Genomic DNA, 26,628 nt, shown 5'->3' on the forward strand with positions numbered 1-26,628 from the left:
GGCTAAATCAGGGCTAAATCAGGTAGGAAAGACCAACGGTCAGGCCGAAGGCGACGAGCGAAATCAGGGTCTCAAGCACGGTCCAGGTCTTGAAGGTCTGGGTCACCGTCATGTTGAAGTATTCCTTGATCAACCAGAAGCCGCCGTCGTTGACGTGGGAAAAAATCACCGAGCCTGCGCCAGTTGCCAGCACCAGCAATTCCGGGTGTGGGTATCCCAGGCCAATCGCCACCGGCGCGACCACGCCCGAGGCGGTGGTCATGGCCACGGTAGCCGAGCCGGTGGCGATGCGCATCAGCGCGGCGAACAGCCAGCCCATCAGCAACGGCGAGAGATGGAATTCATGGGCCAGGCCGACGATCTGGTCAGTGACACCGGCATCCACCAGAATCCGGTTCAGGCCGCCACCAGCGCCCACCAACAGGGTAATGCTGGCAGTCGGCGCCAGGCATTCGTTGGTGAACTTGAGGATCGATTCGCGGTTGAAACCCTGGGCCAGGCCGAGGGTCCAGAAGCTCAGCAACGTCGCCAACAGCAGTGCGATCACCGAGTTGCCGATGAACAGCAAGAACTGGTTGAAACCCGTGCCCGGCGTAGAAATCAGGTTGGCCCAACCGCCGATCAACATCAGCACCACCGGCAACAAAATGGTCGCCATGGTGATGCCGAATCCCGGCAGGCTGTCACGCGGTTCACGTTCGAGGAACTGGCGCTCCAGCGGGTTTTCCGCCGGCAGCTGAATGCGCGGCACGATGAATTTGGCGTACAGGGGACCGGCGATGATCGCCGTGGGAATGCCAATCGCAATCGCGTAGAGCAAGGTCTGCCCCACCGACGCCTGATAGACCTGCACCGCCAGCATCGCCGCCGGGTGCGGCGGCACCAGCGCATGCACCACCGAGAGCCCGGCAACCATTGGCAAGCCGACCATCAGGATCGACACACCCACCCGCCGCGCCACGGTAAACGCAATCGGCACCAGCAACACGAAACCGACCTCGAAGAACAGCGGCAGGCCCACCAGGAACGCGATACACACCATCGCCCAATGCGCGTTCTTCTCGCCGAAACGGTCGATCAAGGTCCGCGCCACCTGCTCGGCACCGCCGGACTCGGCCATCATCTTGCCGAGCATCGTACCCAGGGCCACCACCAGCGCGATATGCCCCAAGGTCTTGCCGACTCCGGCCTCATAAGCCCCGACCACGCCGGACGGCGGCATCCCCGCCACCAGCGCCAGACCAATGGAAATCAGGGTGATGACAATGAACGGGTTGAGCCGGTAGCGGGCGATCAGAACGATCAATGCAATGATGGCGATGGCGGCATACACCAGCAGCCAATAGCCGAAGGACAGGGTCATGCGGTACTCCTCGAGAGGGTCACGTCGAAATAGTTGTGAAACTCTTAAAACATTTCGAGGCGTGATTTTCAAACGAGGTGAAAGTAATTTTCGTAGAGAGGCAAGTGATGTCGCTGAGGGATATGCCGTGTCGCAAATAATGAAAATCGGACCGGCGAATTTTCATCGCCGGAGGCCGTCAATCGTGATCCACCCGGGCACGCTTGAGCAGTTTTCTGCAGCGCTCGGACAAGTGCAGCACGCGCAGGTGCTTGCCGGCTTTTTCGTAGCGCTCGCGCAGCGTCTTGAGCGCGGCGATGGCTGAGTAGTCAACGAAACTCAAGTGGCGACAATCGATCGTCACCACCGACGGGTCGTTGGCAGGGTCGAATTGATTGAGGAACGGTGTCGTCGAAGCGAAGAAAAGCGTGCCATGCAGCCGGTAAAGCTTGCTGCCATCGGCTTCAAAGTGGCTGTCTGCATAGAGTTCGCGAGCCTGCTGCCAGGCAAAGTTCAGCGCCGCAATGATGATCCCGCACAGCACCGCCGTGGCCAGGTCGGTGAACACGGTGACTACCGTCACGGCGACGATCACCAGTACGTCGTTGAGCGGCACCTTGTTCACCACCCGCAGCGAAGCCCAGGCGAAGGTCTGTTGCGATACCACGAACATCACCCCGACCAGCGCTGCCAGCGGAATGCGCTCGATCAGCGGCGACAGAAGCAGGATGAACAACAGAATCGATACCCCGGCCACCACGCCGGACACGCGGCCTCGCCCACCGGAACTGAGGTTGATCACAGTCTGGCCGATCATCGCGCAGCCGCCCATGCCGCCCAAGACACCGGACACCATATTCGCCGCCCCCAGCGCCACGCACTCTCGGTCCGGGTAGCCACGGCTCTCGGTGATTTCGTCGGTGAGGTTCAGGGTCAGCAGGGTTTCCAGCAGGCCGACCAACGCCATCAGGATCGCGTAAGGGGCGATGATGCGCAGGGTGTCCAGATTCCACGGTATATCCGGCAAGGCAAAGGTCGGCAAGCCACCGGCAATGTGCGCCATGTCACCGAGGGTGCGGGTCGGCAGGCCCAATAGATAAACCGCCAGGCCCACCCCCAGAATCGCCGCCAGTGCTGGCGGCACCGCGCGGGTCAGGCGCGGCAGCACGTAGACAATCGCCATGGTGATCGCCACCAGGCCAATCATGATGTACAGCGGCGCGCCGCTAAGCCACGCATCACCACGCTTGAAGTGCTCCAACTGCGCAAGCGCGATGATGATCGCCAGGCCGTTGACGAAACCGAGCATCACCGGGTGCGGCACCATGCGCACCAGTTTGCCGAGCTTGAGCAGGCCGAAGGCGGACATGATCAAACCACCCAGCAACACAGTGGCCAGCAAGTACTGCACACCGTGCTGCACCACCAGCGCGACAATCACCACGGCCATCGACCCGGCAGCCCCGGACACCATCCCCGGCCGACCACCGAACAGCGCAGTGAGCGTGCAAATGATGAACGCGCCATACAGCCCCATCAGCGGATTGAGGTGGGCCACCAGCGCAAAGGCGATGCATTCGGGCAACAGGGCAAAAGACGTGGTGAGGCCGGCCAGGGCATCGGCGCGCAGGTGTTTTGGTTTCATGGGGGACCGCATGCAGGGAGAAGCGAGAAAAGAGTGTGCGGATGTTACGGAATCGAGGGCGGCCCGACCAGTTGTTGGGTTGCTGAAAACGCCATCGCGGCGGTGCGGCGATCCGACAAGCCACGCTCCCACAGGTTTTGTGTCGCTCACAAAATAAATGAACGACACAAACCCTGTGGGAGCAAGGCTTGCCCGCGATGAACGATGATGCGGTCTACAGCGAACTCACACCATTTCGTTAAGAATCCACTCAACCACCGAGGTCCGCTTCGGCACCCACCCCAGCAGTTCCCGCGCATGCTTGCCGCGAACCCGGCTGTTGGAGCCCAGGCCATAGTTGGCCATCTCGTAGCCCCACTCGGCCTCGGCATCCTTGAGCGGCCAGTCTTGCGGCTCACCCAGGTTCAGCGCCTGCGCCATGGCCGTGGTCATGTCGATGAACGACGCTTCGCCGCTTTCGACGAAGTAGAACGTGCCCGGGATGTTCTTGGTCAGCGCCAGCAGGTACAGCGACACCACGTCTTCGATGTGCACGTTGGACCAGATGTTCTGGCCGGTGCCGACATGACGCACCACGCCGCTCTTGCGCGCCTGTTTCAGCAAGCGCGGCAGTTGCACGCTGTCGCGATGGACACCCAGGCTGTGGCCATAGATCAGGGTGTTGCAGATGACCGCCGAGTTCACCCCGTCCTTCGCCGCGGCGAGGATCAGGTTGTCGATGGCCACCCGTGCGGCCTTGTCCACGGTCGGCTCCGGCAGATTGTCTTCGAAGTAAATGACGTCACTGGATTGGCCGCCCGAAGCATCGCCGACGATGCTCGAACCGCTGGTATGCAGGAACACCTTGTTGGAGCCGCGCAAGGCATTGACCAAGGCTTCCACCGCGCCGCGGTGGTCGCTGCTGGCGGCGTTGATCACGGCGTCGGCGGCACGAGCCTGATCGGCGAGTAATGCACTGTCATCCAGCGTGCCGATTACCGCCGCCATGCCCAGCGCTTTCAGCTCATCAGCTTGTTCGGCGTTGCGCACCAGACCGGTGACGTTGTGACCGGCCTTGATCAGGCCTGTGGCGATAGAGCCGCCGATAAAACCGGCAGCGCCGGTAACGAATACGTTCATGGAGAAACTCCCTGCGTTGATAAGTGATGCAACGAGTATCAGGGAGAGATCCGTGGCGAAAAATCCCCGCTGACCCAATTCACTCTTGCGCAGGGATCACGAATCAGTCCTTGAAATCCGAGTTCGCATAAAGCGCCAACTTGCCCTGGATGAAGTCGAGGAAACACTGGATTCGTAGCGCCAATTGCGAGTTGCGGTAGTACACGGCGTTGATGGGCTGGCGATAACCACTGTTGAACTCCGCCAGCAACACTTTCAAGCGTCCGGCACGAATGTCTTCGATGGTCATGTAGTGCGACAGGCTGGCGATGCCCTGGCCCTCCAGCGCCAGGTGGCGGATGGTCTCGCCGCTGGAGGCACCGAGCGACGCCTGGATCGGCCAGCGATCACCCTGCACATGGCGCAGCGGCCATTGGTTGAGGCCTTCGTTATGCGTGAAGCCCAGCAGCGAATGGCCGGACAGATCCGCCACCGCCGTCGGTGTGCCGTGCTTTTCCAGGTACGCCGGGCTGGCGACGATGTGCAACGGACTGCAGCCCAGGGAGCGGGCGTGCAGGGTCGAGTCCGTCAGCGTGCCAATGCGGATGGCGATGTCGGTGCTTTGTTCGAGCAGGTCGATGATCAGGTCGTTGCTGTTGAGTTCGAGCTGAATATCGGGGTAGAGCCCGCGGAACTCATCGATGTAGGGCACGATGGCGTGCAGCATGAACGGCGATGCCGCATTGATGCGCAAGCGCCCGGACGGCGTTTGCTGGCGGGAGGACAAGCGCTCTTCGAGTTCGTCCATTTGATCAAGTATCAGCTTGGCGTGCTCGAAGAAATACTTGCCTTCCTCGGTGAGGTCCATGCGCCGCGTGGTGCGATTGATCAACGTCGTATCGAGCTTGGCCTCCAGCCGCGACAGCGTGCGGCTGACCGCCGACGGCGTTTGCCCGACCTGCTCGGCCGCCGCCGAAATCGACCCACACTCAATCACGCAGACGAAAATCTGCAACTCATCGGATCTGGCTTTCACCTGCTTTCCTTATCGAAAATTCAGCGACGGCTTTTTTGTGGGAGCAAGGCTTGCCCCCACAGGTATGGGTCACGCTTTCGATAGTAGCCGAGCGTTACGCCTTAAGGCCAAACACCTCGGCCAAATGCTGCTCATAACGCACCACATCGCTTTCGATGTTCGGGCGTTTCATCACATCCACGCAGAGGAACGTCGGCAAACCGGTCATGCCGAGGAATTCGTTGGCCTTGTGGAATGGGAAGTACACCGCGTCCACACCTTTGGCTTCGAAGAAGTCGGTCGGGTCGTCGAAGGCTTGCTGCGGTGCGTTCCAGGTCAACGACAGCATGTACTGCTTGCCCTGAATCAGGCCGCCGCTGCCGTATTTCTGCGAGGCGTCGGAACGGGTGCGGCCGTCGCTGGCGTAGAGGCTGCCATGACCTTCGGTGAAGACTTCGTCGATGTATTTCTTGACGGTCCACGGCGCGCCCATCCACCAGCCAGGCATCTGGTAAATGATCACGTCGGCCCAGAGGAATTTGGCGACTTCTTCAGCGACGTCGTAACCCTCGTCGATGAAGGTAGCTTTGACGTCCAAGCCGCCACGGTCCAGCACGCTCAACGCGGCTTCATGCAGGGTGGCGTTGTAGCGGCCATCGGAGTGAGCGAATTTTTTGCCGCCATTGAGCAACAGAACTTTTTTCATGAGAGGTCTCGGGAAGGTCAGAAATTGATGGCGGCAGCGTAACGATCGTCCTCGCGCGGAATAAGCACTAGTGGGGCAAAAATCATTTGACCCATACGCACGAATCAAGAGGGGATTGTTGTCTTAGACTGCGGCCAATTCTGACTTGAGGAGAAATGTTCATGAGTGAACTGCAAGGCTTCATCCTGCACGCCAAGACCCGCCCGGAAAAATCCGACGCCTTCGAAGCGTTTTTCAGTCGTCATGTGGAAGCGAGTCGTGCCGAACCGGGTTGCATCGAGTACCACATGCTGCGCGACAAACAGGACCCGACCCTGTTTATCTTTTACGAGATCTGGCAGTCCCAGGCCCACCTCGATGTGCATTCGAACCTGCCGCACATGAAGCAGTTTCTTGAGCAGCGCGATGATTACCTGGAGCGGGATTTCGAGATCCGCGCCATCGAGATGATCAGCGCGTCGTCCGCTAGCCGCTGATCAACAAATGGCCACCGAGTAATCCCAGGCCGATGAAGAACACACGCTTGAACAACACGGCGCTGATCCGCTGGCGCAACCACGGCCCCAGCCACATGCCGAGCACCGCCGGGATCAGCGCCAGCAACGACGCGCTCAACTCGCCACCGCCGAGGGCGCCGCGCCATAACAACCCGCCGGCCAGGGCCAGGGTCGAGACGGTGAACGACAATCCCAGCGCCTGCACCAGTTCATCCCTGCTCAAACCCAGCGCCTGGAGGTACGGCACCGCGGGAATCACGAATACGCCGGTGGCCGAGGTGATCACACCGGTCAGTCCCCCGCACAACGGACCGAGCCAGGCTTCGTTGCGCCCACTGACACGCAAGGTCCGCAGGAACAGCCCGCTCAATGCATAGAGCAACAACGCCGCCCCCAATCCCCGCACCACCCAGTGCCCACCTGCCATGCCGATCCACAGGGTGCCCGCACCGGTGCCGATGAAAATGGCCAACAACATCGGCCACAGCCGTTTGATCAGCCCGAGCAAATGACCACCGAATGCCAGTTGCCAGACATTGGTCAGCGTTGCCGGAATGATCAACAGCGCCGCAGCCTGCGACGGTGCCATAGCCAGACCGAGCAAGCCCATGGCGATGGTCGGCAGGCCGAGACCGATCACGCCCTTGATCATGCCGGCCAGCAGAAAGGTGCCGATGACCAGTATTGAAAGGGCTAGACCGAGGTTTTGGTAGAACGCGGCGAATGTATTCATGGGGCTATGGTGAGCCCGGTAGGGTCGGTTGAAAATCTGCCATATACTGAGGGTGCCTCTGTCAAAACAAGAGGCTGCATTATGAGTGAGGCAACCGACGCCATCGCGGGCAAGCCTTGCTCCCACAGGCCCGAGTTGTGCCGGGATCCCGCGATCAACATCAATCCTGTGGGAGCAAGGCTTGCCCGCGATGGCGTACGCACTGACAACACACATCCCAGGATTGCCCCGATGCACTTCGACCTCACCGACCTGCGCCTCTACCTGAACATCCTCGACACCGGCAACATCACCGCCGGCGCCGTCCGCAGCCATTTGTCCCTGGCAGCCGCCAGTGCACGCATCCGGGCCATGGAAGCCTCATTGGGTCTCGACTTCCTCGAACGCGGGCGGCGCGGCGTCACGCCGACACCTGCCGGCAAGGCCCTGGCCCAGCACGCCCGCACCCTGCTGCAGCACGCCGAGCGCATGCAGCAGGACCTCGCCGAATACGCCAACGGCGTCAAAGGCCAGGTGCGATTGCTGTGCAACACCACGGCAATCACCGAGTACCTGCCGGAAGTGCTCGCCGATTTCCTGCGCGACCACCCCAACCTCGACATCGATCTGCAGGAACTGCCCAGTGCGCGCATCACCCACGCCTTGCGCCAGGGTGCGGCGGACCTGGGGATCGTCTCTGATGCAGTCGACACCCACACCCTCGACACCTTGCCCTTTCGCGACGATCCGCTGGTGTTGATCATGCCGCCCGGGCACCCTTTGGGTGAAGGCGAAGCGCCGAGCTTCACCGATACCTTGCAGCATCACTTCGTCGGTCTGACCGCCAACAGCGCCTTGGCGGTGTACCTGGAAGAACAGGCCCTGCACGCAGGCCTGCGCATGCAGATCCGCATCCGTGCCGAAGGCTTCGATGCGGTGATGCGCATGGTCGCTCACGGCGCCGGGCTCGGCATTGTGCCGTTGGCCGCCTTGCGACGCTGGACAGTCGATCAATCCTTGAAGAGCTTCGCGCTGAAAGAGCCATGGGCACAGCGCAAACTGCTGTTGTGCGCACGCTCGTTCGATCACCTGCCTGGCTATGCCAAAGCCTTGTTCCAGGCGCTACATACTGCAAACAGCAGTGAAACCCCGTGAAAACCTGCGTTCAAGGCAACGTGCGGCGGTATGACGAAGAGGTGAGCCAGAGTAATATTCGACCTTTGAAATCAGGCCTGGCCACAACAACCAGAAGGGAACCAGATGGCGGATGAAATAGTGCAACAGGGGACGCTCAAGCGGGGGCTGAAAAATCGACATATTCAACTGATCGCCCTGGGTGGAGCCATTGGTACGGGACTGTTCCTGGGCTCCGCCGGCGTGCTCAAGTCCGCCGGACCGTCGATGATCCTCGGCTACGCGATTGCCGGTTTCATCGCGTTCCTGATCATGCGCCAGCTCGGCGAGATGATTGTCGAGGAACCGGTCGCCGGCTCCTTCAGCCACTTTGCCCATAACTACTGGGGCGGCTTCGCCGGCTTCCTGTCCGGCTGGAACTACTGGGTGCTCTATGTGCTGGTGGGCATGGCCGAGCTGACGGCCGTCGGCAAGTACGTGCAGTTCTGGTGGCCAGAGGTGCCGACCTGGGTCAGCGCCGCGGTGTTCTTCGTGCTGGTCAACCTGATCAACACGCTGAACGTCAAAGTGTTCGGTGAAATGGAATTCTGGTTCGCGATCATCAAGGTCGTGGCCATCATCGGCATGATCGTCCTGGGCTGCTACATGCTGTTCAGCGGCACCGGCGGCCCACAAGCGTCGGTGAGCAACCTGTGGGACCACGGCGGGTTCTTCCCCAACGGTTACAGCGGCCTGCTGATGGCGATGGCGTTCATCATGTTCTCCTTTGGCGGCCTGGAACTGGTCGGCATCACCGCTGCTGAAGCCAGCGAACCGAGAAAAGTCATTCCCAAAGCCATCAACCAGGTGGTTTACCGGGTGCTGATCTTCTACGTCGGCGCACTCACTGTACTGCTGTCGCTGTATCCGTGGGACCAACTGCTGCAAACCCTGGGTGCTTCGGGCGATGCCTACAGCGGCAGCCCGTTCGTGCAGATTTTCGCCTTGATCGGCAGCGACACCGCCGCGCAAATCCTCAATTTTGTGGTGCTCACCGCGGCACTGTCGGTCTACAACAGTGGCGTCTACTGCAACAGCCGCATGCTCTACGGTCTGGCCGAGCAAGGCGACGCGCCCAAGGTGCTGATGAAACTGAACAAGCAAGGCGTGCCGTTGCTGGCGCTGGGCGTATCGGCGCTGATCACGATGCTGGTTGTACTGGTCAACTTCATCGCCCCGCACGAAGCGCTGGAGTTGCTGTTCGCCCTGGTGGTCGCTTCGTTGATGATCAACTGGGCGCTGATCAGCCTGACGCACCTGAAGTTTCGCAAGGCCATGGGCCAGCGCGGCATCGTGCCCGGCTTCAAGGCGTTCTGGTCGCCGTACACCAACTACCTGTGCCTGGCGTTCATGGCCGTGATCATCTGCGTCATCTGGATGATTCCGCCGGTACGCGCCTCGGTATACGCCATGCCGGTATGGGTGTTGCTCATCTACGGTTGCTACCGGTTGCGCATGGCCCGGCATCGAAACCTGCCAGTGGCTCAGTAACCCCGCAAAATAAAACGCCCCGGCATTCGATGAATACCGGGGCGTTTTTCATGGGGTGCGCAAATGATCGAGCGTTTCTGGATACCTCAGTGTCGAGCACAGACAACTGATGCCGGGCCAAGCCCGATAGGGTGCGGCTTCAGCTCTCCACCAACGCCCGGAGTCATCATGACCGCACCGATTACCGTTCTTCGCGACACCCACCCGCTGCCCGTACTCGACGCCTGCAAATGGGAAAAACTCGAAGGCGACCCGCACACCGTCAATCTCAACGCCTACACCAGCGAAGACGGCAGCAAGATCATGGGCACCTGGATCTGCACGCCGGGCAAGTGGTACGTGGAATACGTGAAGTGGGAGTACTGCGATTTCCGCGAGGGCTACTGCATCATCACCCCGGAAGGCAAAGAGCCGATCCACCTGCGCGCCGGCGACATTTTCGTCATCGAACCGGGGATGAAAGGCACCTGGGAAGTGGTGGAAACCGTGCGCAAGTATTTTGTGTTCGCCTGATCCCTGCGCAAAACGACACCTGATTACAAAAGCGACACCCGCAACGAGTCGTTACTCGAGTAGCGACTCGGTGCGCGATACACCCTCCATAGACGCACTCGCCTCACCTCCCGAACATTCCCTTCACGCTCCAGACACCCGCGCTAAACACTTCGCCGCAACAATCGGCTGAACGCTCGAAAAACACGGCGATTGCTTTTTGCCACTCAGTGACCCACTGGTTCTAATAACGAACACAAAGTTTTCCCGTGTCGATATCAGACACCGAGGTGGCGCAATCAGGAAACTGGATTGTCGGACAAGCCGGGTAAGGTGGCGCTGCTTTTCACCGATTTAACCTCATCGCGATGATGGGTCTGACAAGAATGGCGGCGCCTGGAGAGCGCGGCGTTCAGAAAGGGCATCCGGCAACCGTGACACTATCCCGCCCCCATCAGCACGCTCAAATGTCGTTCACCAGAGAAGAAAAATAATGATTAGCCCGAGCTCAAAGGATTCCACTGGCCAATTGGCGCAGGGCTTCAAGCCTCGTCATGTCACCATGTTGTCTATCGCCGGGATTATCGGCGCCGGTTTGTTCGTAGGCTCTGGGCATGCCATTGCGGCCGCTGGCCCCGCCGTATTGCTGGCCTATCTGTTCTCGGGCCTGCTAGTCGTGCTGGTCATGCGCATGCTCGGTGAAATGGCGGTGGCCAATCCCGACACCGGTTCGTTCTCCACTTATGCCGACCAGGCCATCGGCCGTTGGGCGGGCTTCACCATCGGGTGGCTCTATTGGTGGTTTTGGGTGCTGGTGATCCCGATCGAAGCGCTGGCCGCCGGTCATGTGCTGAACCAATGGTTTCCCCAGATCGATGCCTGGCTGTTCGCCCTGCTGTCGATCATTGCGTTGGTGATCACCAACCTGTTCAGTGTCTCCAAGTACGGCGAATTCGAATTCTGGTTCGCCATGGCCAAGGTCGTGGCAATCATTGGTTTCATCGGCGTGGGGTTCGCGGTGTTGATGGGCTGGATTCCCGATCGGCAAGTCAGCGGCTTGAGCGGCCTGATGGCCGAACACGGCGGGTTCGCTCCCAATGGCCTGTCGGCGGTCGTCGGCGCCTTCATCACCATCATGTTCAGTTTTATCGGTACGGAGGCGGTCACCATTGCCGCCGCCGAATCCGACAATCCTTCGCAGAACATCGCCAAGGCCACACGTTCGGTGATCTGGCGCATCGGCGTGTTCTATCTGTTGTCGATTTTCGTGGTCATCTCCGTGGTGCCCTGGAACGATCCGCTGCTGGCCGAGGTGGGGTCCTACCAGCGAGCGCTGGAAATCATGAACATTCCCCACGCCAAGTTCATGGTGGACGTGGTAGTGCTGATTGCCGTGGCCAGCTGCATGAACTCCTCGATCTACATCGCTTCGCGCATGCTGTACTCGCTGGGACGTCGCGGCGATGCGCCGAAAGCGTTGAAGGCGACCTCCTCCGAAGGCGTGCCACGGGCGGCGGTCATCGCCAGTACCGTGCTGGGTGCGGCGATTACCGTTTGGAGCTACTTCATGCCCGCCGGGTTGTTTGAGTTCCTGCTGGCCAGTTCCGGCGCGATTGCCTTGGTGGTGTACCTGGCCATTGCCGTGTCGCAGTTGCGCATGCGCCGGATGTTGCGTCGACAGAACGTCGAACTGACTTTCCGCATGTGGCTGTTCCCTTGGCTGACATGGTTGGTGATCGTGTTCATTTGCGCTGCGCTGGTAGTGATGATGGTCTCGCCGCAACACCGTACCGAAGTGACGACGACCATCGGCCTGGCACTGGCAATTTCGTTTATCGGCCTGGTCACCTCGCGCCATCCTGCGCAGCCTGCAAGGGCGACGTCCGTGGGATAACCCGGGAGAGATATCGGCTGCGCATACCAGCGGCATGGCGTTCCACGCTACCGTGCCGCTGGCCGTCATCGCTTTTCGTAAGGACATGGCCACGATGTCATCAAGGTCCACCCCGTTGGACGGCAAGCCGACCCAATGCGTCGGTTTTCTGCTGCTGGATCAATTCACCCTGATTTCCCTGGCCTCCGCCGTGGAACCCTTGCGCATGGCCAATCAGCTATCGGGGCAGGAGTTGTATCGCTGGCATACCTTCAGCTCCGGTGGCCAGCCCGTCTGGGCGAGTGACGGCGTGCCGATCACCCCCGATGCTTCCTGGGACAAGCCGTGGGTGGCAGACACGGTGATCGTCTGCGGTGGCGTAGGTATCCAGAGCGTGGTCACCCGCGAGCACATCACCTGGCTCAAAGCCCTGGCGCGTCAATCCAGGCGTCTGGGGGGTATATGTACCGGTAGCTGGGCACTGGCCAAGGCCGGCCTGCTCGACGGATACGAATGCAGTGTGCATTGGGAATTTCTGGCAGCCATGCAGGAAGCTTTTCCGCGGGTCAGCATGAGTGCGAGCCTGTTTACCCTCGACCGCAACCGGTTCACGAGCTCCGGCGGGACCGCGCCGATGGACATGATGCTGCACCTGATCGGTCGCGACCATGGCCGTGAGTTGTCGGCCGCCATTTCGGAGATGTTTGTCTACGAGCGCATACGCAATGAGCAGGACCATCAGCGCGTACCGCTCAAGCACGTACTGGGCACGCATCAGCCCAAGCTGCAAGAAATCGTCGCGTTGATGGAGGCCAACCTCGAGGAGCCAATCGACCTGGATAACCTGGCCGATTATGTGGATCTGTCACGTCGACAGTTGGAGCGGCTGTTCCAGAAATACCTGAACTGTACGCCATCGCGTTACTACCTCAGATTGCGCCTGATCCGCGCGCGGCAATTGCTCAAGCAAACGTCGATGTCGCTCATTGAGCTGGCGACGGTCTGCGGTTTCGTGTCCACGCCACACTTTTCCAAATGCTATCGCGAGCACTTCGGCGTTCCACCGAGCGATGAGCGCTCAGGCTCGGAAATAAGTCGCAAGCCGGCGGTTCTTGCCATTGCCGGGCAGGCATCGACTCGGCCGCTGACGGCCCTGGAGCAGGCGAGAAATGAATCGACCTTTGCCAGTGTGCGGATGAGCGAACGAACCTGAGCGAGATCTTTCAGACATAAAAAAGCCGGGAGATCACCCGACGTGATCTCCCGGTAAATGTCGATGCGCAAATGCTCTACCTGTAGGAGCGAGCCTGCTCGCGATGGCGGTAGGTCAATCACCATCAATGTTGAATGTGCCGGCCCCATCGCGAGCAGGCTCGCTCCTACAGGTTTTCCGTTAGTTATTGCGGTTTGCGATAGCTATTGATGATCGCCGAGAAGTCGCTGCCGCCTTCCCCACGCAGACTCATCGCCTGATACAACTGCTGGGCTACCGCGCCAAGCACCACCGGTTGGTGCGCCTGACGTGCTGCTTCCGTGGCCAGGCCCAGATCCTTGAGCATCAATTCGGCACCGAAACCACCGGTATAGCCGCGCGAAGCCGGTGCCGTTTCGACGATGCCCGGCCACGGGTTGTACATCTCCGAACTCCAGCAACGCCCGGTGGAGCTGTTGATGATGCCTGCGAGCACTTTGGTGTCGATACCCAGGGCATCGCCCAGGGCCATGGCCTCGCTGACGCCGACCATGGAAATCCCCAGCAGCAGGTTATTGCAGATCTTGGCAATTTGCCCTGTGCCGACTTCGCCGCAGTGGACGATGTTGCGGCCCATCTGCGCGAGCACCGGTTGCAGGGTGGCGAACAGTTCCGGGGTGCAACCGACCATGAAAGTCAGCGTCCCGGCTGCCGCACCGCCAGTGCCGCCGGAAACCGGTGCATCGGCCATGGCCACGCCCTGCTTTGCCGCAGCGGCGGCCACGTCGCGGGCGGTCTGAGGGTCGATGGTGCTGCAATCCACCGCCGGCACGCCTTTGCCGATACCGGCGAGTACGCCGTCTTCACCCAGCCAGACGCTGCGCACATGCACGGCGGCCGGCAGCATGGTGATCACCAGTTCCGCACCCTTTGCCGCGTCACGGGCCGAGGGGCTGATGGTGCCGCCCAATTGTTCCAGCTCCGCCAACACGGCTTTGTTCAGGTCGACCAGATTGAGCGAGTGACCGGCCTTGATCAGGTTGCGCGCCATCGGCGCGCCCATGTTGCCCAGACCGATAAAAGCAATTTTCATGTCCGGCTCCTTAACGCAAGTTGATGGTGGTGTTCACACCGTCGTTGACGCTGTCGTCATCAAACCAGCGGCTGGTGACGGTCTTGGTCTGAGTGTAGAACTGCACCACTTGCTTGCCATACGGGCCGAGGTCGCCGAGTTTGGAACCACGGGAACCGGTGAAGCTGAAGAACGGTACCGGCACCGGAATCGGGATATTGATACCCACCTGGCCGACGTCGATTTCATTCTGGAATTTGCGCGCCGCCGCACCGCTCTGGGTGAACAGGCCCGTGCCGTTACCGAACGGGTTGGCGTTGACCAGGGCAATGGCCTCATCGAGGGTGGCGACTTCCAGTACCACCAGTACCGGGCCGAAGATTTCCTGGGTGTAGATCTGCATGTCGGTGGTCACGCCGGAGAACAAGGTCGGGCCGACAAAGTTGCCTTTCTCGTAACCGGGAACCGTGATCTCGCGACCGTCCAGTTCCAGTTTCGCGCCTTCCTTGATGCCGCTCTCGATCAGATCGAGAATTCGCGCCTTGGCCTTTTTCGAGATCACCGGACCGACGTCGGTGCCTGGCTCGCTGCCGGCATTGACCTTGAGTTTCTGCGCCAGCGCCTTCAGGTCTGGCAGCCATTGCTTCGCCGCGCCCACCAACACCACGACCGACGTGGCCATGCAGCGCTGCCCGGCCGCGCCGAAACCGGCACCCACCAGCGCGTTCAGCGCTTGTTCGCGATTGGCATCCGGCAGCACCACGGCATGGTTCTTCGCGCCCATCATCGATTGCACGCGCTTGCCGTGTTTGCCGGCCAGGTCATAGACGTGAGTACCGACTGCCGTTGAACCGACGAAGGAAACAGCCTTGATGTCCTTGTGAGTGCAGAGCCCGTCCACCACATCCTTGCCACCGTGCACGACGTTCAGCACACCGGCCGGAATGCCGGCTTCGATGGCCAGCTCCACCAGCAGCATGGTCGACATCGGGTCCTGTTCGGACGGCTTGAGGACGAAGGTGTTGCCGCAGGCGATGGCCATCGGGAACATCCACAGCGGGATCATCGCCGGGAAGTTGAACGGGGTGATGCCGGCACACACGCCGATGGGCTGACGCAGGGTGTAGGTATCGACACCACCCGCGACGTTTTCAGCGAACTCACCCATTTGCAGGCTGCCGATGGAGCAGGCGTGCTCAACCACTTCCAGGCCACGGAAAATGTCACCTTCGGCGTCGGCAATGGTTTTACCTTGCTCGGCGCTCAGCACCGCGGCGATGCGCTTGGAGTGTTCGCGAATCAGTGCCTGGAGCTTGAGCATGATGCGCATCCGCGCGCCGATCGGCGTCAGCTTCCAGGTCTGGAAGGCGCGATGGGCCGCACTGATCGCTGCGTCGACTTCTTCAGCGGTAGCGAATGGCACTTTGGCCAGCACTTGCTGGGTCGCCGGGTTAACGATGTCGTGCCATTCGGTGGTCTTGGATTCGACCCACTCGCCATCGATCAATAATTTGACCTTTTGTACGGTGGTTTCGTTAGATGTGATCGGTGCGTTCATGTGGGTCTCCTGGGCATTATTCTTGTGGAAGAGAGCTATCAGGGAGTCAAGGCGGGATAGCCGCCTTGAGAGGAGCCTTGCGCCGCGATTGGTTATCGGGCTGTTTTTGGAGTATAGATGTGCAAACTTCTGATAAGAACGCACATAAAAGCCGGTCCAACATGCAAAAAAACATCACCTCGTTAGGCTCGTTGAACTGGGATGACCTCAAGTTTTTCCTTGAAGTCGCCCGGACCCGCAAAGCCAGCACCGCAGCCAAGCGCCTGGCAGTCGACTACACCACTGTGTCCCGACGCATCAGTTCGCTGGAAGCCTCATTGGGCACGTTATTGTTCGAGAAGTCCCGGACCACTGGCTTTGTCCTGACCACCGAAGGCCAGCGGTTGCTGGGTTATGCCGAGTCGATCGAAAGCACGCTGCACATGGCCTGCGAACAGGTTTCAGGGTCTGGAGTGGCATTGTCCGGTCACGTGCGCATGGGCTGCACCGAAGGTTTCGGCAGTTTCTTCATCACCCCACAACTCAGCCATTTTGTGGATGCCTACCCGGCGATCTCGGTGGACATCCTGCCGCTGCCGCACTTCATCAGCCTGTCCAAGCGCGAGGCGGATATCGTTATCGCCCTGGAACGCCCGGAACATGGGCCGTACGTCTGCTGCAAACTGACCGACTACCGACTCCAGCTGTACGCGACCCAGGAATACCTGGACAAACACCCGGCCATCCGCCGCCCGGCCGACCTTGGCAAGCATTCATTCATCAGTTATGTCGACGATCTGGCATTCAGCTCGGAACTGCTGTACCTGGCCAACGTCTTGCCCGGCGCCAGCGCCAATCTGCGCAGTACCAGCGTGATCGCCCAGTTCGTGGCGGCGCAGCAAGGGCGATCACTGGCGATCCTGCCCTGCTTCCTCGCGGCTCAGGACCCACGTCTGCTGCCGGTGCTGCCGGACGAAATCAATATCACCCGACAGTTCTGGATGTACTGCCGGGAGGACCTGCGCAAGCTCAAGCGGATTACCCTGTTGTGGGATTACATACGCGAAGTGACTGAACAGAATCAGGCCCTGTTGATGGGCGCAAGCCGAGAAATGCTGTTCGCCGATTAGTCGGCGCTCACCACGAACGCAAGGTCAGGCGAACAAACAGAGAAGGGGCACTTCGGACAGATCGCTTTGCCGGGTGCCGCCATTTCAATCCACCGTAACAACGTCCTCTTTGAGCTCCAGCATCAACCCGCTCAAGCGCTTGACCTTGCGCCGCACGGCCTCTTCAAATACGCCGGCACGCGGTTCGATCAAGGTGAACCAGTGCTTGGCCCGGGTAATCCCGGTATAGATCAGTTCCTTGGTAAGCACCGGATTCAGGGCATCCGGCAGGATCAGCGCGGTATGGGCAAATTCCGAGCCCTGGGATTTGTGTACCGTCATGGCATAAACGGTTTCGACATCATTGAGCCTGCTCGGCAGAACGAAACGTACCCCGCCCTGTCCGTCATTGCGCGGGAACGCCACCCGAAGCACTTGTTTGCCCGCTTCAGGCCCATCACGTTCGGGCAGCTTGAGCGTGATGCCGATATCGCCGTTCATCAAGCCCAGACCATAATCATTGCGCGTCATCAGCACGGGTCGTCCTTCATACCACTGCTGGTCGCTGTCGATCAGCCGGGCCTTGAGCAACGCTTCGGTCACTCGCTGGTTCAGCCCCTCCACACCCCACGGCCCTTTGCGGACCGCGCACAACAACTGGAAAGCATCGAAGGCTTGCAGGATTTGTCGAGCCCACTCCATCCAGCGCGAATCGTCCAGCGGCGTGCCGATAGCAGGCCGCTGGTTTCGCAGCAGGCTCAAGTAGTGCCGATAACCCTGCGGCCCATCGCCATGACCTTCAAGCAACAAACGCTCCAGTGCCCGATCCTGTTCACTCTTGAGGGGCAGGCAAAACACATCGTCGTGGCTTCGAGCCGCCAGCAACTTGCGCGCCTCTTCGGGCTGCTGCTGATTGACCCAACGCGCCAACTGGCCGATTCCACTGCCCTCGCCGAACCGTCGCGAGTGGCGCAGCATCACCACTTGTTGCGCCAATGGATGAGTGCCTTGGGTATCCTCCTGCAACCCGCTGGCCTCCAGGCTTTCGCCGCTGACCGCCTCCAGCCACTGGCGGGTCTGCGGGCTGTACCAGCCGGCCTCGGCGTCCCGACACAAATCGCCGAGCACCGCACCGGCCTCCACCGAAGCCAACTGGTCCTTATCTCCGAGCAACACCAGGCGGGCGTGAGACGGCAGGGCATCAAGCAGGTTGGCCATCATTTCCAGGTCGATCATCGAGGCCTCGTCCACCACCAATACATCCAGCGGCAAGCGATTGCCCGCGTGGTGACGGAAATGTCGCGTACCGGGGCGACTGCCGAGCAGGCGGTGAACGGTGGTGACATCCGAGGGAATCTTGTTGCGTATGGCTTCAGCGACTTTCAAGGTTCTGACTTGCTGACTGATGGATTCCGTCAATCGCGCCGCAGCTTTGCCGGTCGGCGCGGCCAAACGAATGCGCAGCGGCTTGCCAGCCTCCACTGCGGGCGCCTGGAGCAAGGCCAGCAAGCGCACGACGGTCGTGGTCTTGCCGGTGCCCGGACCGCCGGTGACGATGCTGAAGGCACTGCGAGTCGCGAGAGCACACGCCAGTTTCTGCCAATCGATGACCTCACCGGGCCTGGCCGCACCGAACAAGCCGGTAAGGCGCTGGAGCAAATCACTCGGTACTGCTTCTTGTTCGGCCAGGCGTTGACGCAGCGAATGATCGATACGCCGCTCGTAGGCCCAGTAGCGCCGCAAGTACAGGCGCTTTCCCGACAACACCAACGGTCGCTGCTGCACGGTCTCACGTCTGTCAGCGGCCAATGCGACCAGGCTGCCCGAAGCCAGCACCTTGCACCAATGGGCACCGTCCAGGGTCTCCAGCATCTGTGACGGCAGCAACATCGCGCCACTGTGCAGATCGCCTTCCGGTGGCAGTGACAGGGCGAAGTCCGGCTCTTTCAATGTCTCGAACAGATCCAGGCAAACATGCCCGTGGCCCAGTTGATGACTGGTCAATGCCGCCGCCAGCAACACCAGCGGGTCATCGTCCGGTGCCAGTTCATGAAGGAAGGCAACGAAGGCTTTGTCCAGCGCCCGCAACCAGCCACGCTCGACCCAGCGCGTGAGCAACAGCAGCAAGTCGTCGGCACTATTCAAGGGGTCGAGGTTCGCCAGGCTTTCAGCGGCCAACGAGGTGGGCAGTAAATCGGCGAAGGTGCGGCTCATAGTAATACTCCCTGTTCCCATGCCGGTTCGGCCTTCGGTTCTGCTTTCCCCTGAAACAGTCGGTCCAGTCGCTCGATCAGCTCCCTTGGCGGACGGGCAAAATACACGCCCTGGCTGGGCGCGCGCGTACCGCGAAGGAACAGGTACAAGGCACCACCGACATGCCGCTCGTAGTCGTAATCGGCAAGCCGCGCCTTGAGCTGACGATGCAGGGCCAGAAGGTACAAGACGTATTGCAGGTCGTAACGGTTGTCGAGGATCGACTGTTCCATGGCCTGCCCGGTGTAGGCCGAGTCATCAATGCCCAGCCAGTTGGATTTGTAGTCAGCGACGTAGTAGCGGCCATCGTGTTCGAACGTCAGGTCGATGAAGCCTTTGAACATGCCATTGAGCAGCACTGGCTCGGCGGCCACTCGGGCAACTCCATTGTGCGTATGTTCGCGTACCAACGCATCGAGTTTGAGTACATCGACCTTATGGCTGGCGAACCAGAATTCCATTTCGACCTGGTATTGGGTCAGGCGCTCGAAAATCACCGGGGTTTGGCCAGCTCCCACAGGCAGCGGTGATTTGAGCAGATGCTGCAGCCAATCGCTCAGCGTGGTGATCCAGCCTTCCCAGCCACGACGATTGCAGCGACGGGCGATGGCGTCCTCCACGGTTTGCGGCGTGGCAGAAAAACCTTCGTCGCCCGCCCACTCGAGCAAGCCATGAAGAAAGGTGCCGGGGTTCGGGCCACGGGGGAATCGATGGATATCGGCGCCACCCGCAGCCATTTCCCGAGGCACCTGCGGATCGAGACGCTCGTCGTCGAAGAGCTTCTGCGCCTGCGGGCTCTCCGGCGCCTCGTCACTGCCGATGCTCAGAATGTCGCTCATGCGCAAGGCACTGTAGGAGGCGATCCACCAGTTTTCGCTGGCCTTGCGCTTGGGGACCAGCGGCGAGCGCAATGCTGCTTCGTTTTGCGGCGGATGGTAGTGCTCGCCCGTGGCTTCAGGCATTTCGCTGTAACTCAATGCAGGGCAGTCCTGCTGCAAGTCTTCCAGCCAACGCCTCAACCCCGCCGGCTCGGTCAAGGCCGCGCCGCCACCCAGCAGGTAACCCAGCGCCGACAGGTGCAGCACCGAGCTGTTGTTACTGCCGCGTTTCAGGTCCATCACCCCCAGCCAGCAGGCATGCTGCGCGCGGGTCAGGGCCACATAGAGCAAGCGCAGGTCTTCCGCCAGACGCTCATCATCGGCCAGAGCAATCAACTCGGCGGTCGGGTTCAAGGTCACCTGAGCCTTGCCCGTGGCATCGTGGTAATGCAACGGCAACCGACTGCCATCCACCGGTTTCGCCGAGCAAATGAACGGCAGGAACACCAAGGGATATTCAAGCCCCTTGGACTTGTGGATGGTCACGACCTTGACCAGTTGTTCATCACTCTCCAGACGCAGGATCTGCTCTTCGCCGGCCTGGCCGGACAGCGCCAGATGCTCGGACAAATGACGGATCAGAGCCTGTTCGCCATCCAGTTCGGCGGCCGCCTGTTGCAGCAACTCGCAGAGATGCAAAAGGTTGGTCAACACCCGCTCGCCATCGCTGCGTGCAATCAGTGCCTGTGGCAGTTGGAAGTCATGCAGCAAGCATCGCAACATGGGCAACACGCCCTGCTTGCGCCAGATCTCTCGATAACGGCGGAACTGCATGACCCGCGCTTCCCAGGCCAGTTCGTCCTGATTGAGCCGTTCCAGCTCCGCCAACGACAGATCCAGTGTGATGCAGGCCAATGCGGCCCGCAGTGGTCGTTCGACATCCGGCTCGGCGCAGGCCTTGAGCCAGGTCAGCACGTCGTGAGCTTCCTGGGCGGCGAACACCGAATCCTTGTCCGACAGGTAAACGCTGCGCACTCCCCGGGCGGAAAGCTCGGCACGTACGGCCTGTGCTTCCTTGCCATCGCGGACCAGGATCGCGATATCCGCCGGCAGCAAGCCTTTGAATTCGCCGTCCCGTACGAACCCCGCACGACCTTGTTGCCCACCGTTGAGCAATGCGGTGATTTCACTGGCACACGCGGCGGCCAGTTGTTGCCGGTACATCGCACCGGACAACGGCTGCTCGGCGGGCAAGTGCCAGATGTTCAGCGCGGGCACCACCTGACCGTCGATGTGCAAAACCTCTTTGCGGCCCTGGGATTCGACCGGCAAAAACGGTACCGGGTTATCACCATTGCTTTCACGGAACAGGAAGGCCCCCCGTCCGGCCTCACGAGTCTCGGCGCGCTCAAAGACATGGTTTACGGCGTTGACCATGCCATGACTCGAACGGAAGTTGGTGCCCAGGGTATGCAGGCGGCCAGCGGTCGCCTGACGGGCGCGCAGGTAGGTGTAGATGTCGGCACCGCGGAAGGCATAGATCGCCTGCTTCGGGTCGCCGATCAGGAACAGGCCACTTTCCGGATTGTTGTCCTCGATGCGATAGATGCTCTCGAAGATCCGGTACTGCACCGGGTCGGTATCCTGAAACTCGTCGATCAGCGCCACTGGAAATTGCTCACGGATCAAGCTTGCCAATCGCTCGCCACCCTCGGCTTGCAAGGCAGCATCGAGGCGCAAAAGCATGTCGTCGAAACCCATTTCCGCGCGGCGGCGTTTTTCTTCCTCGAAGCGCGCACCCACCCAATGGGCGGCGTGTTTTAAAACGGCAGCGTCAGGCGTCGGCAAGCCATCAAGACAGGCCTTCAGGCCAGGCATCGCGTCCAGGCCAGGATGATTGGGAGCATCGCCTTTCTTCCAGGCTTCAGCCATGCCGTCGGGGGTCAGGCGCGTGAAGCCGGTTCCGATGTCCAGTTGCTCAAGGGTTTCGTCCTCGGCCCAGGCTTTGATCTTCTCGAACCAGGGCTCGAAGTAACGCGGCTGCATCTTGCGGCCGTCGACACTCTTGCTGGTGACACCCTCATGGCAGATGGCGAGCAACTCATCCGCCCACTGACGCCAGGGCATCTTGAGCTCCAGTAGCGCAGCCCGCCGCTCCTGCAAACACACCGTGATCAGTTCTGCAGGCTCTTTGCCTTCGACGTTGTCCCGCTCGCTGGCAAACAGCCCACGAACCCGTGGCAACAATGCCGCCGGACCACCCCAATTGTTACGCACCCAATTCAGCGCATCGCCTTGCATCGGATAACAAAACAGCCGCCAGTAGTCACGCAGGACTTCACCGAGCAAATCGCTGTGATCGGTTTCCAGGGTCTGGGTGAACAAGCTTCCACTGTCGAATGCGTGTTCGCGCAGCATGCGCTGGCACCAACTGTGGATCGTCGAAACCGCCGCTTCATCCATCCACTGGGCGGCGATGTCCAGGCGGTTTGCGCAACCGGACCATTGTTCGGGCAAGTACTGCTCACGCAGTTCGGCAATCAGGCCATCGGGGGCCGGTGTTTCCTCGCGGAAAAAACGGGCGGCTTCCGCCAGACGGGTACGAATTCGCTCACGCAATTCTTTGGTGGCGGCATCGGTAAAGGTCACGACAAGGATTTGCGGAGGCAACAGCTCGCGCCCGAAGCCACTGTCCTCGCCACCATGGCCAAGGACCAGGCGCAGGTACAGCGCAGAAATGGTGAAAGTCTTGCCAGTCCCGGCGCTGGCTTCGATCAGTTGGCTGCCGCGTAGCGGAAATGCCAGGGCCAAAGGTATTTTGCCGGTCATGGGCGTGCCTCCTCGCTGGACATCGAACGCCAAGCGGCTTCAAGCAATGGCCGGTACAGAGCATTGCACCAATCGACGAATGTCTCGTCGGCGACCAAGGCATCGTAATCAGGGAACTGACGAGCCAGCGCCACGCTTTCGCGTCGTTCTCCATCAGTGGTCAATCCATCACCTTCATAAGCCTTGCGAGCCGCCGCTTCGGCTTTGACCGGTTCGGTTTGACCCAGCCAGGCGAAGGCAGTCTTGACCGCGATCGGCAATGGCTGGCGCATACCCGATTGCCAGGCCAGCAACAGGTCACCCAGAATCCGTTGCGCGGAGTCCGCCTCCATTGGTGCGAGCACCAGACTGTCATCACTGGCCACCAAAGCCGTGGTCATCGCCAGACCACTGGCGCAAGCGACGAGATGATTGACCCAAGGCCGCGTCAGGCGATGCCATTTGCGCGACTTGATCGAACCGATGCTGTTGGGGATCGTGGTAATGGACAGCAAGCCACCATCGGCACGTTGATGCAGGCCACTGAGCCAACCTTCAAGACGCAGGTCATGCAACTCCAGATTCACCGGCAGAGCGCTGGTCAATGGCGTTGGCCACAGAGCCAGAAGCTGCTGATAGCGCTGCAGCAGATCCGGCAACGGCTCGATCAGTTCGCGCTGCAGGCACTCACCGAATCCGGCCATGGGTAACAGGCCACTGTTTTGCAGGCGCCGGGCCTGCGCCTCTAGCGCCTGGTCGGCGTTGTCCGCATCAGCCAGCGCAGCTTCAAGCAAAGTGTCGCTGAGGCTGTAGCGTTGCAAAGCGTCGAGTACAAAGGGCTCTTCATCCGCCAAAGGCACCTCGGCGGCCTCGAAGAACACCTTCAACCGCTGAGTGAAGAAATGCCGCACCGGGTTACGCAGGAAGTCCTGGAGTTGACCGAGACTCAGTGGCTCCTCCTGAACATGAGGATCAAGGATCTCGCATTCAGTCACTTGCTCGGTCAAGTGGTGAAGCACCTGCCACTCGTTGGCGTAGCTGAACAGGTCATCGCCTTCATGAAAGTAACGAGCGCTGAAAGGTTGCAGCGGATGTTCCTGAGTAATGGCTTCAAGCAGGTCTTCGTCGGACCCGGTCAATCGCCAACCGCTGGCCAGATGGTCACGGAGCTGACCGATCAACACCGAAGCAGGGCGTTCGCTGTTATCGCGAATGCTGCGGCCGACCCAACTGATGTATAGCTGGTCTCGTGCCGACAACAGCGCTTCCAGCAACAAGTAGCGGTCATCTTCGCGCCGTGAGCGATCGCCAGGACGGTAGTCACTGCCCATGAGGTCGAAATCGAGGGGTGGCTGTGCACGCGGGTAATCGCCATCGTTCATTCCCAGCAAGCACACCAGTTTGAAGGGAATCGCCCGCATCGGCATCAAGGTGCAGAAATTCACCGCACCGGCGAGAAAGCGTTGGGATAATCGTCCCTGATCGAGACCCGCAAGCCAGGCTTCACGGACTACGGTCAGCGACAGTTCGTCTTGCAGACCTACCGACTCACAATTCTCGAGCCAGGCTTCCCGCAATTCTTCCAATTGAGTCAGCAAGAAGTCGTCATGTTCGTTGCTGGCCAGGAAGAACAGCGACACCAATGCCTGCAAGCGCACGCTCCACTGCTGAGGCGATGCCGGCTGCGTGAGTTCCTGATGGGCAATTTCCAACGCATCCAGCAGCGCAACCAATGGGCCGATAAGTGCGGCATCCAGACCACCGATCTCGTCATATGGCTCGATTCCACCACAAGCACTGGCACTGCCTACGGCATAACCAAGCAACATGCGTCGCAGACCAAAACGCCAACTGTTTTGCTCCAGTGCCTGTGGCAAACCGAGGCCCGCACGCTGTTCGGCATTCATGCCCCAACGGATGCCTGCGCCTTCAATCCAGCGGTGCAGGGTCGGCAGGTCGCGTTCCTCTACACCAAAGCGGGCGCGTAACGCCGGAACGTCGAGCAGATCGAGGATTTCGCTGACAGGGAATCGACTGTCGGGCAACTTGAGCAGATGCTCGACGGCGATCAGCAACGGATCACGGCCCCGCTGCCCCTGGTCAGCCAGGGTGAAGGGGATGAAGCGCGGATCATGACGTTCGAGTTGACCAAATACCGCACGAATGTGCGGTGCATAGCTGTCGATATCCGGGACCATCACTATCACATCGCGAGGACGCAATTGTGGATCGGCGCTAAAGCGCGCGAGCAACTGATCGTGAAGGATCTCTACTTCACGTTGTGCACTGTGAGCGATGTGAAAACGGATCGACTGATCTTTATGCGGATCTATTGCTGGCCAACGCTCGCGAGTCTCGTTCAGTGGCCGCAACTCAAGGATGTCATCCTGCAACTGATTGAGCATGTTCAGTGGCAGGCTGTCGCTGAACAAGTCGATGCGCCCGTCGCGAAACGCCGAGCGATAGCTATTCGGATCATCATAGCTGTCGAGCAAGTTTATATAGTCGCGCCCCTGCTTGCCCCATGCAGCGAGCAATGGATGGGCATGTTGATGAAGGGTTTGCGGGTCGAGCACAACCGGCATGCCGCTTTTGCGGGCCTGTCGTTTGTATTGATGCCGCAAAAGGTCTTTATCGGCGACGATGTCCGCCCAATGGTGACGACACGGATTATGCACGCAAAGCAGCACCTGGCTGAACCGAGCTAATCCGGCCAACGCTTCCAGGGCTTGAGCCGGCAGAGAGGAAATCCCGAACACGATCACTCGGGAGGGCAATCCACTGGGCGCTACGTCGAGGTTGTTGATACGTTCGATAAACCGCTGATGGACGCCCGCACGGCTCTGCGCCATGCCCTCTTCACCGACATCATGTAAGAGGGCTCGCCACAATTCTGCCTGCCAGCAATTCGCTGGCGGCAGCGGTTTGGCTTCGCCTCTACCATTGCGTAACTGATGATGGCCTTCTGCCCAGTCTTCGAGCCAGTCAGCTCGATACACTTGGTATTGGTCGAAGAGATCCGCCAGCCGCTCAGCGAGCTGATAGCGTTTGCGCAGGTCGGTGTCATTGGTAAGGAAGCGCTGCAAGGGCTCGAAGTGCGGTTGATTGATCAGCTGCGGAAGCAGGCGCATCAGACGCCAGGTCAATGGAGCTTTATCGAGCAGGGACTTCGCCGGAATTTCGTCACGACCAAGCACCATGCGATAGAGCTGCCACATGAAACTACCGGGCAACTGCACATCAATGGCAGCGGCGATTCCACAGCCGCCCATGTCGTCTTCTTCAGCATCTTCGGCCAGTGCAAGCTTGAGCCATTGTGCAATGCCGTTGCTCTGTACCAGCGCGATCTCATCCTCCAGGGGAGCCAGCGGATAACGCCGCATCCAGCTAACCACCAGGCTGCGCAACTCGTCCAGGCGGTTGCCGTGAACCACCATAAAACCAGCACTGAGGGACGTCGCGTCCGGCATAAAGGCTTCCTTGGAAAATACAAATGCTAGGGCCGAACCTTAGCATTGTCGGGAGACTGTGACAGCGTGGACCTGTCCGGTACTGCTGTACGAACTTTCCTGCGGGCAAAACAAAACCCCTACCTGCGTACGCAGATAGGGGTTTCGGAATTTAATCTTGACGATGACCTACTCTCACATGGGGAAACCCCACACTACCATCGGCGATGCATCGTTTCACTGCTGAGTTCGGGATGGGATCAGGTGGTTCCAATGCTCTATGGTCGTCAAGAAATTCGGGGACCGAGGCGTGGCCGGCTGGCCGCGTTTCAGCAAATTGGGTAAG

Annotated in this window: 18 protein-coding genes and 1 rRNA gene; 7 read left to right on the forward strand and 12 right to left on the reverse strand. The window is 60.1% G+C overall.

The window, feature by feature from the left end; genetic code table 11:
• Nucleotides 1-13: 13 nt before the first annotated feature.
• The 5 genes from GPL81_RS27265 to mdaB form a co-directional block, all read right to left on the reverse strand.
• Nucleotides 14-1,363 (reverse strand): GntT/GntP/DsdX family permease, encoded by a 1,350-nt coding sequence (locus GPL81_RS27265; protein WP_056854921.1) that lies wholly within the window; start codon nucleotides 1,361-1,363, stop codon nucleotides 14-16.
• 178 nt (nucleotides 1,364-1,541) lie between these two features.
• The gene (locus GPL81_RS27270) at nucleotides 1,542-2,987 is read right to left on the reverse strand and encodes a SulP family inorganic anion transporter (RefSeq protein WP_160109216.1); all 1,446 of its coding nucleotides are present in this window, start codon (nucleotides 2,985-2,987) and stop codon (nucleotides 1,542-1,544) included.
• Between the two features lie 225 nt (nucleotides 2,988-3,212).
• Nucleotides 3,213-4,106, reverse strand: a complete 894-nt coding sequence (locus tag GPL81_RS27275; protein WP_160109217.1) for an NAD-dependent epimerase/dehydratase family protein — start codon at nucleotides 4,104-4,106, stop codon at nucleotides 3,213-3,215.
• A 103-nt stretch (nucleotides 4,107-4,209) separates the two neighbouring features.
• Entirely contained in the window at nucleotides 4,210-5,121 is a 912-nt protein-coding gene (locus GPL81_RS27280; RefSeq protein WP_160109218.1) for a LysR family transcriptional regulator, read from the reverse strand.
• A 94-nt stretch (nucleotides 5,122-5,215) separates the two neighbouring features.
• Nucleotides 5,216-5,806 (reverse strand): NADPH:quinone oxidoreductase MdaB, encoded by a 591-nt coding sequence (gene mdaB, locus GPL81_RS27285; RefSeq protein WP_160109219.1) that lies wholly within the window; start codon nucleotides 5,804-5,806, stop codon nucleotides 5,216-5,218.
• Between the two features lie 161 nt (nucleotides 5,807-5,967).
• Between mdaB and GPL81_RS27290 the strand changes: the two genes are divergently transcribed.
• Entirely contained in the window at nucleotides 5,968-6,282 is a 315-nt protein-coding gene (locus GPL81_RS27290) for a putative quinol monooxygenase (protein ID WP_160109220.1), read from the forward strand.
• Here GPL81_RS27290 and GPL81_RS27295 read toward each other — a convergent pair.
• Entirely contained in the window at nucleotides 6,272-7,036 is a 765-nt protein-coding gene (locus GPL81_RS27295) for a sulfite exporter TauE/SafE family protein (protein WP_160109221.1), read from the reverse strand. The genes GPL81_RS27290 and GPL81_RS27295 overlap by 11 nt on opposite strands.
• A gap of 231 nt (nucleotides 7,037-7,267) precedes the next feature.
• Between GPL81_RS27295 and GPL81_RS27300 the strand changes: the two genes are divergently transcribed.
• From GPL81_RS27300 to gbdR, 5 genes are all read left to right on the forward strand, one after another.
• Nucleotides 7,268-8,170: a LysR family transcriptional regulator gene (locus GPL81_RS27300; RefSeq protein WP_160109222.1), complete on the forward strand. Its 903-nt coding sequence runs from the start codon at nucleotides 7,268-7,270 to the stop codon at nucleotides 8,168-8,170.
• Between the two features lie 105 nt (nucleotides 8,171-8,275).
• On the forward strand, nucleotides 8,276-9,679 hold the full coding sequence (locus GPL81_RS27305) for an amino acid permease (RefSeq protein ID WP_096513545.1): 1,404 nt from the start codon (nucleotides 8,276-8,278) through the stop codon (nucleotides 9,677-9,679).
• A gap of 168 nt (nucleotides 9,680-9,847) precedes the next feature.
• A complete protein-coding gene (locus GPL81_RS27310; RefSeq protein WP_007946320.1) occupies nucleotides 9,848-10,192 on the forward strand; it encodes a cupin domain-containing protein in 345 nt (114 codons plus the stop codon).
• A 472-nt stretch (nucleotides 10,193-10,664) separates the two neighbouring features.
• Entirely contained in the window at nucleotides 10,665-12,065 is a 1,401-nt protein-coding gene (gene gabP / locus GPL81_RS27315) for a GABA permease (protein ID WP_160109223.1), read from the forward strand.
• Between the two features lie 94 nt (nucleotides 12,066-12,159).
• Nucleotides 12,160-13,257 carry a choline metabolism transcriptional regulator GbdR gene (gene gbdR, locus GPL81_RS27320; protein WP_160109224.1) on the forward strand — a complete coding sequence of 366 codons (1,098 nt, stop codon included), beginning with the start codon at nucleotides 12,160-12,162 and terminating at the stop codon, nucleotides 13,255-13,257.
• 184 nt (nucleotides 13,258-13,441) lie between these two features.
• Here the strand turns inward: gbdR and mmsB are convergent, their stop codons facing one another.
• On the reverse strand, nucleotides 13,442-14,329 hold the full coding sequence (gene mmsB, locus GPL81_RS27325) for a 3-hydroxyisobutyrate dehydrogenase (protein WP_160109225.1): 888 nt from the start codon (nucleotides 14,327-14,329) through the stop codon (nucleotides 13,442-13,444).
• 10 nt (nucleotides 14,330-14,339) lie between these two features.
• The gene (locus GPL81_RS27330) at nucleotides 14,340-15,866 is read right to left on the reverse strand and encodes a CoA-acylating methylmalonate-semialdehyde dehydrogenase (RefSeq protein WP_121104890.1); all 1,527 of its coding nucleotides are present in this window, start codon (nucleotides 15,864-15,866) and stop codon (nucleotides 14,340-14,342) included.
• Nucleotides 15,867-16,027: 161 nt separating this feature from the next.
• On the opposite strand from GPL81_RS27330, the gene GPL81_RS27335 reads away from it, so the two are divergent.
• On the forward strand, nucleotides 16,028-16,975 hold the full coding sequence (locus GPL81_RS27335) for a LysR family transcriptional regulator (protein ID WP_160109226.1): 948 nt from the start codon (nucleotides 16,028-16,030) through the stop codon (nucleotides 16,973-16,975).
• Nucleotides 16,976-17,059: 84 nt separating this feature from the next.
• Here GPL81_RS27335 and recD read toward each other — a convergent pair whose 3' ends face one another.
• The 4 genes from recD to rrf form a co-directional block, all read right to left on the reverse strand.
• Entirely contained in the window at nucleotides 17,060-19,168 is a 2,109-nt protein-coding gene (recD, locus tag GPL81_RS27340; protein WP_160109227.1) for an exodeoxyribonuclease V subunit alpha, read from the reverse strand.
• Nucleotides 19,165-22,854 (reverse strand): exodeoxyribonuclease V subunit beta, encoded by a 3,690-nt coding sequence (recB, locus tag GPL81_RS27345; protein WP_160109228.1) that lies wholly within the window; start codon nucleotides 22,852-22,854, stop codon nucleotides 19,165-19,167. The genes recD and recB overlap by 4 nt, the downstream gene beginning before the upstream one ends.
• On the reverse strand, nucleotides 22,851-26,303 hold the full coding sequence (gene recC / locus GPL81_RS27350; RefSeq protein ID WP_160109229.1) for an exodeoxyribonuclease V subunit gamma: 3,453 nt from the start codon (nucleotides 26,301-26,303) through the stop codon (nucleotides 22,851-22,853). Before recC ends, recB begins: the two co-directional genes overlap by 4 nt.
• 155 nt (nucleotides 26,304-26,458) lie before the next feature.
• Nucleotides 26,459-26,574, reverse strand: a 5S ribosomal RNA gene (gene rrf / locus GPL81_RS27355).
• Between the last annotated feature and the right edge of the window lie 54 nt (nucleotides 26,575-26,628).

Source organism: Pseudomonas izuensis, from assembly GCF_009861505.1.
GTDB lineage: Bacteria > Pseudomonadota > Gammaproteobacteria > Pseudomonadales > Pseudomonadaceae > Aquipseudomonas > Aquipseudomonas izuensis.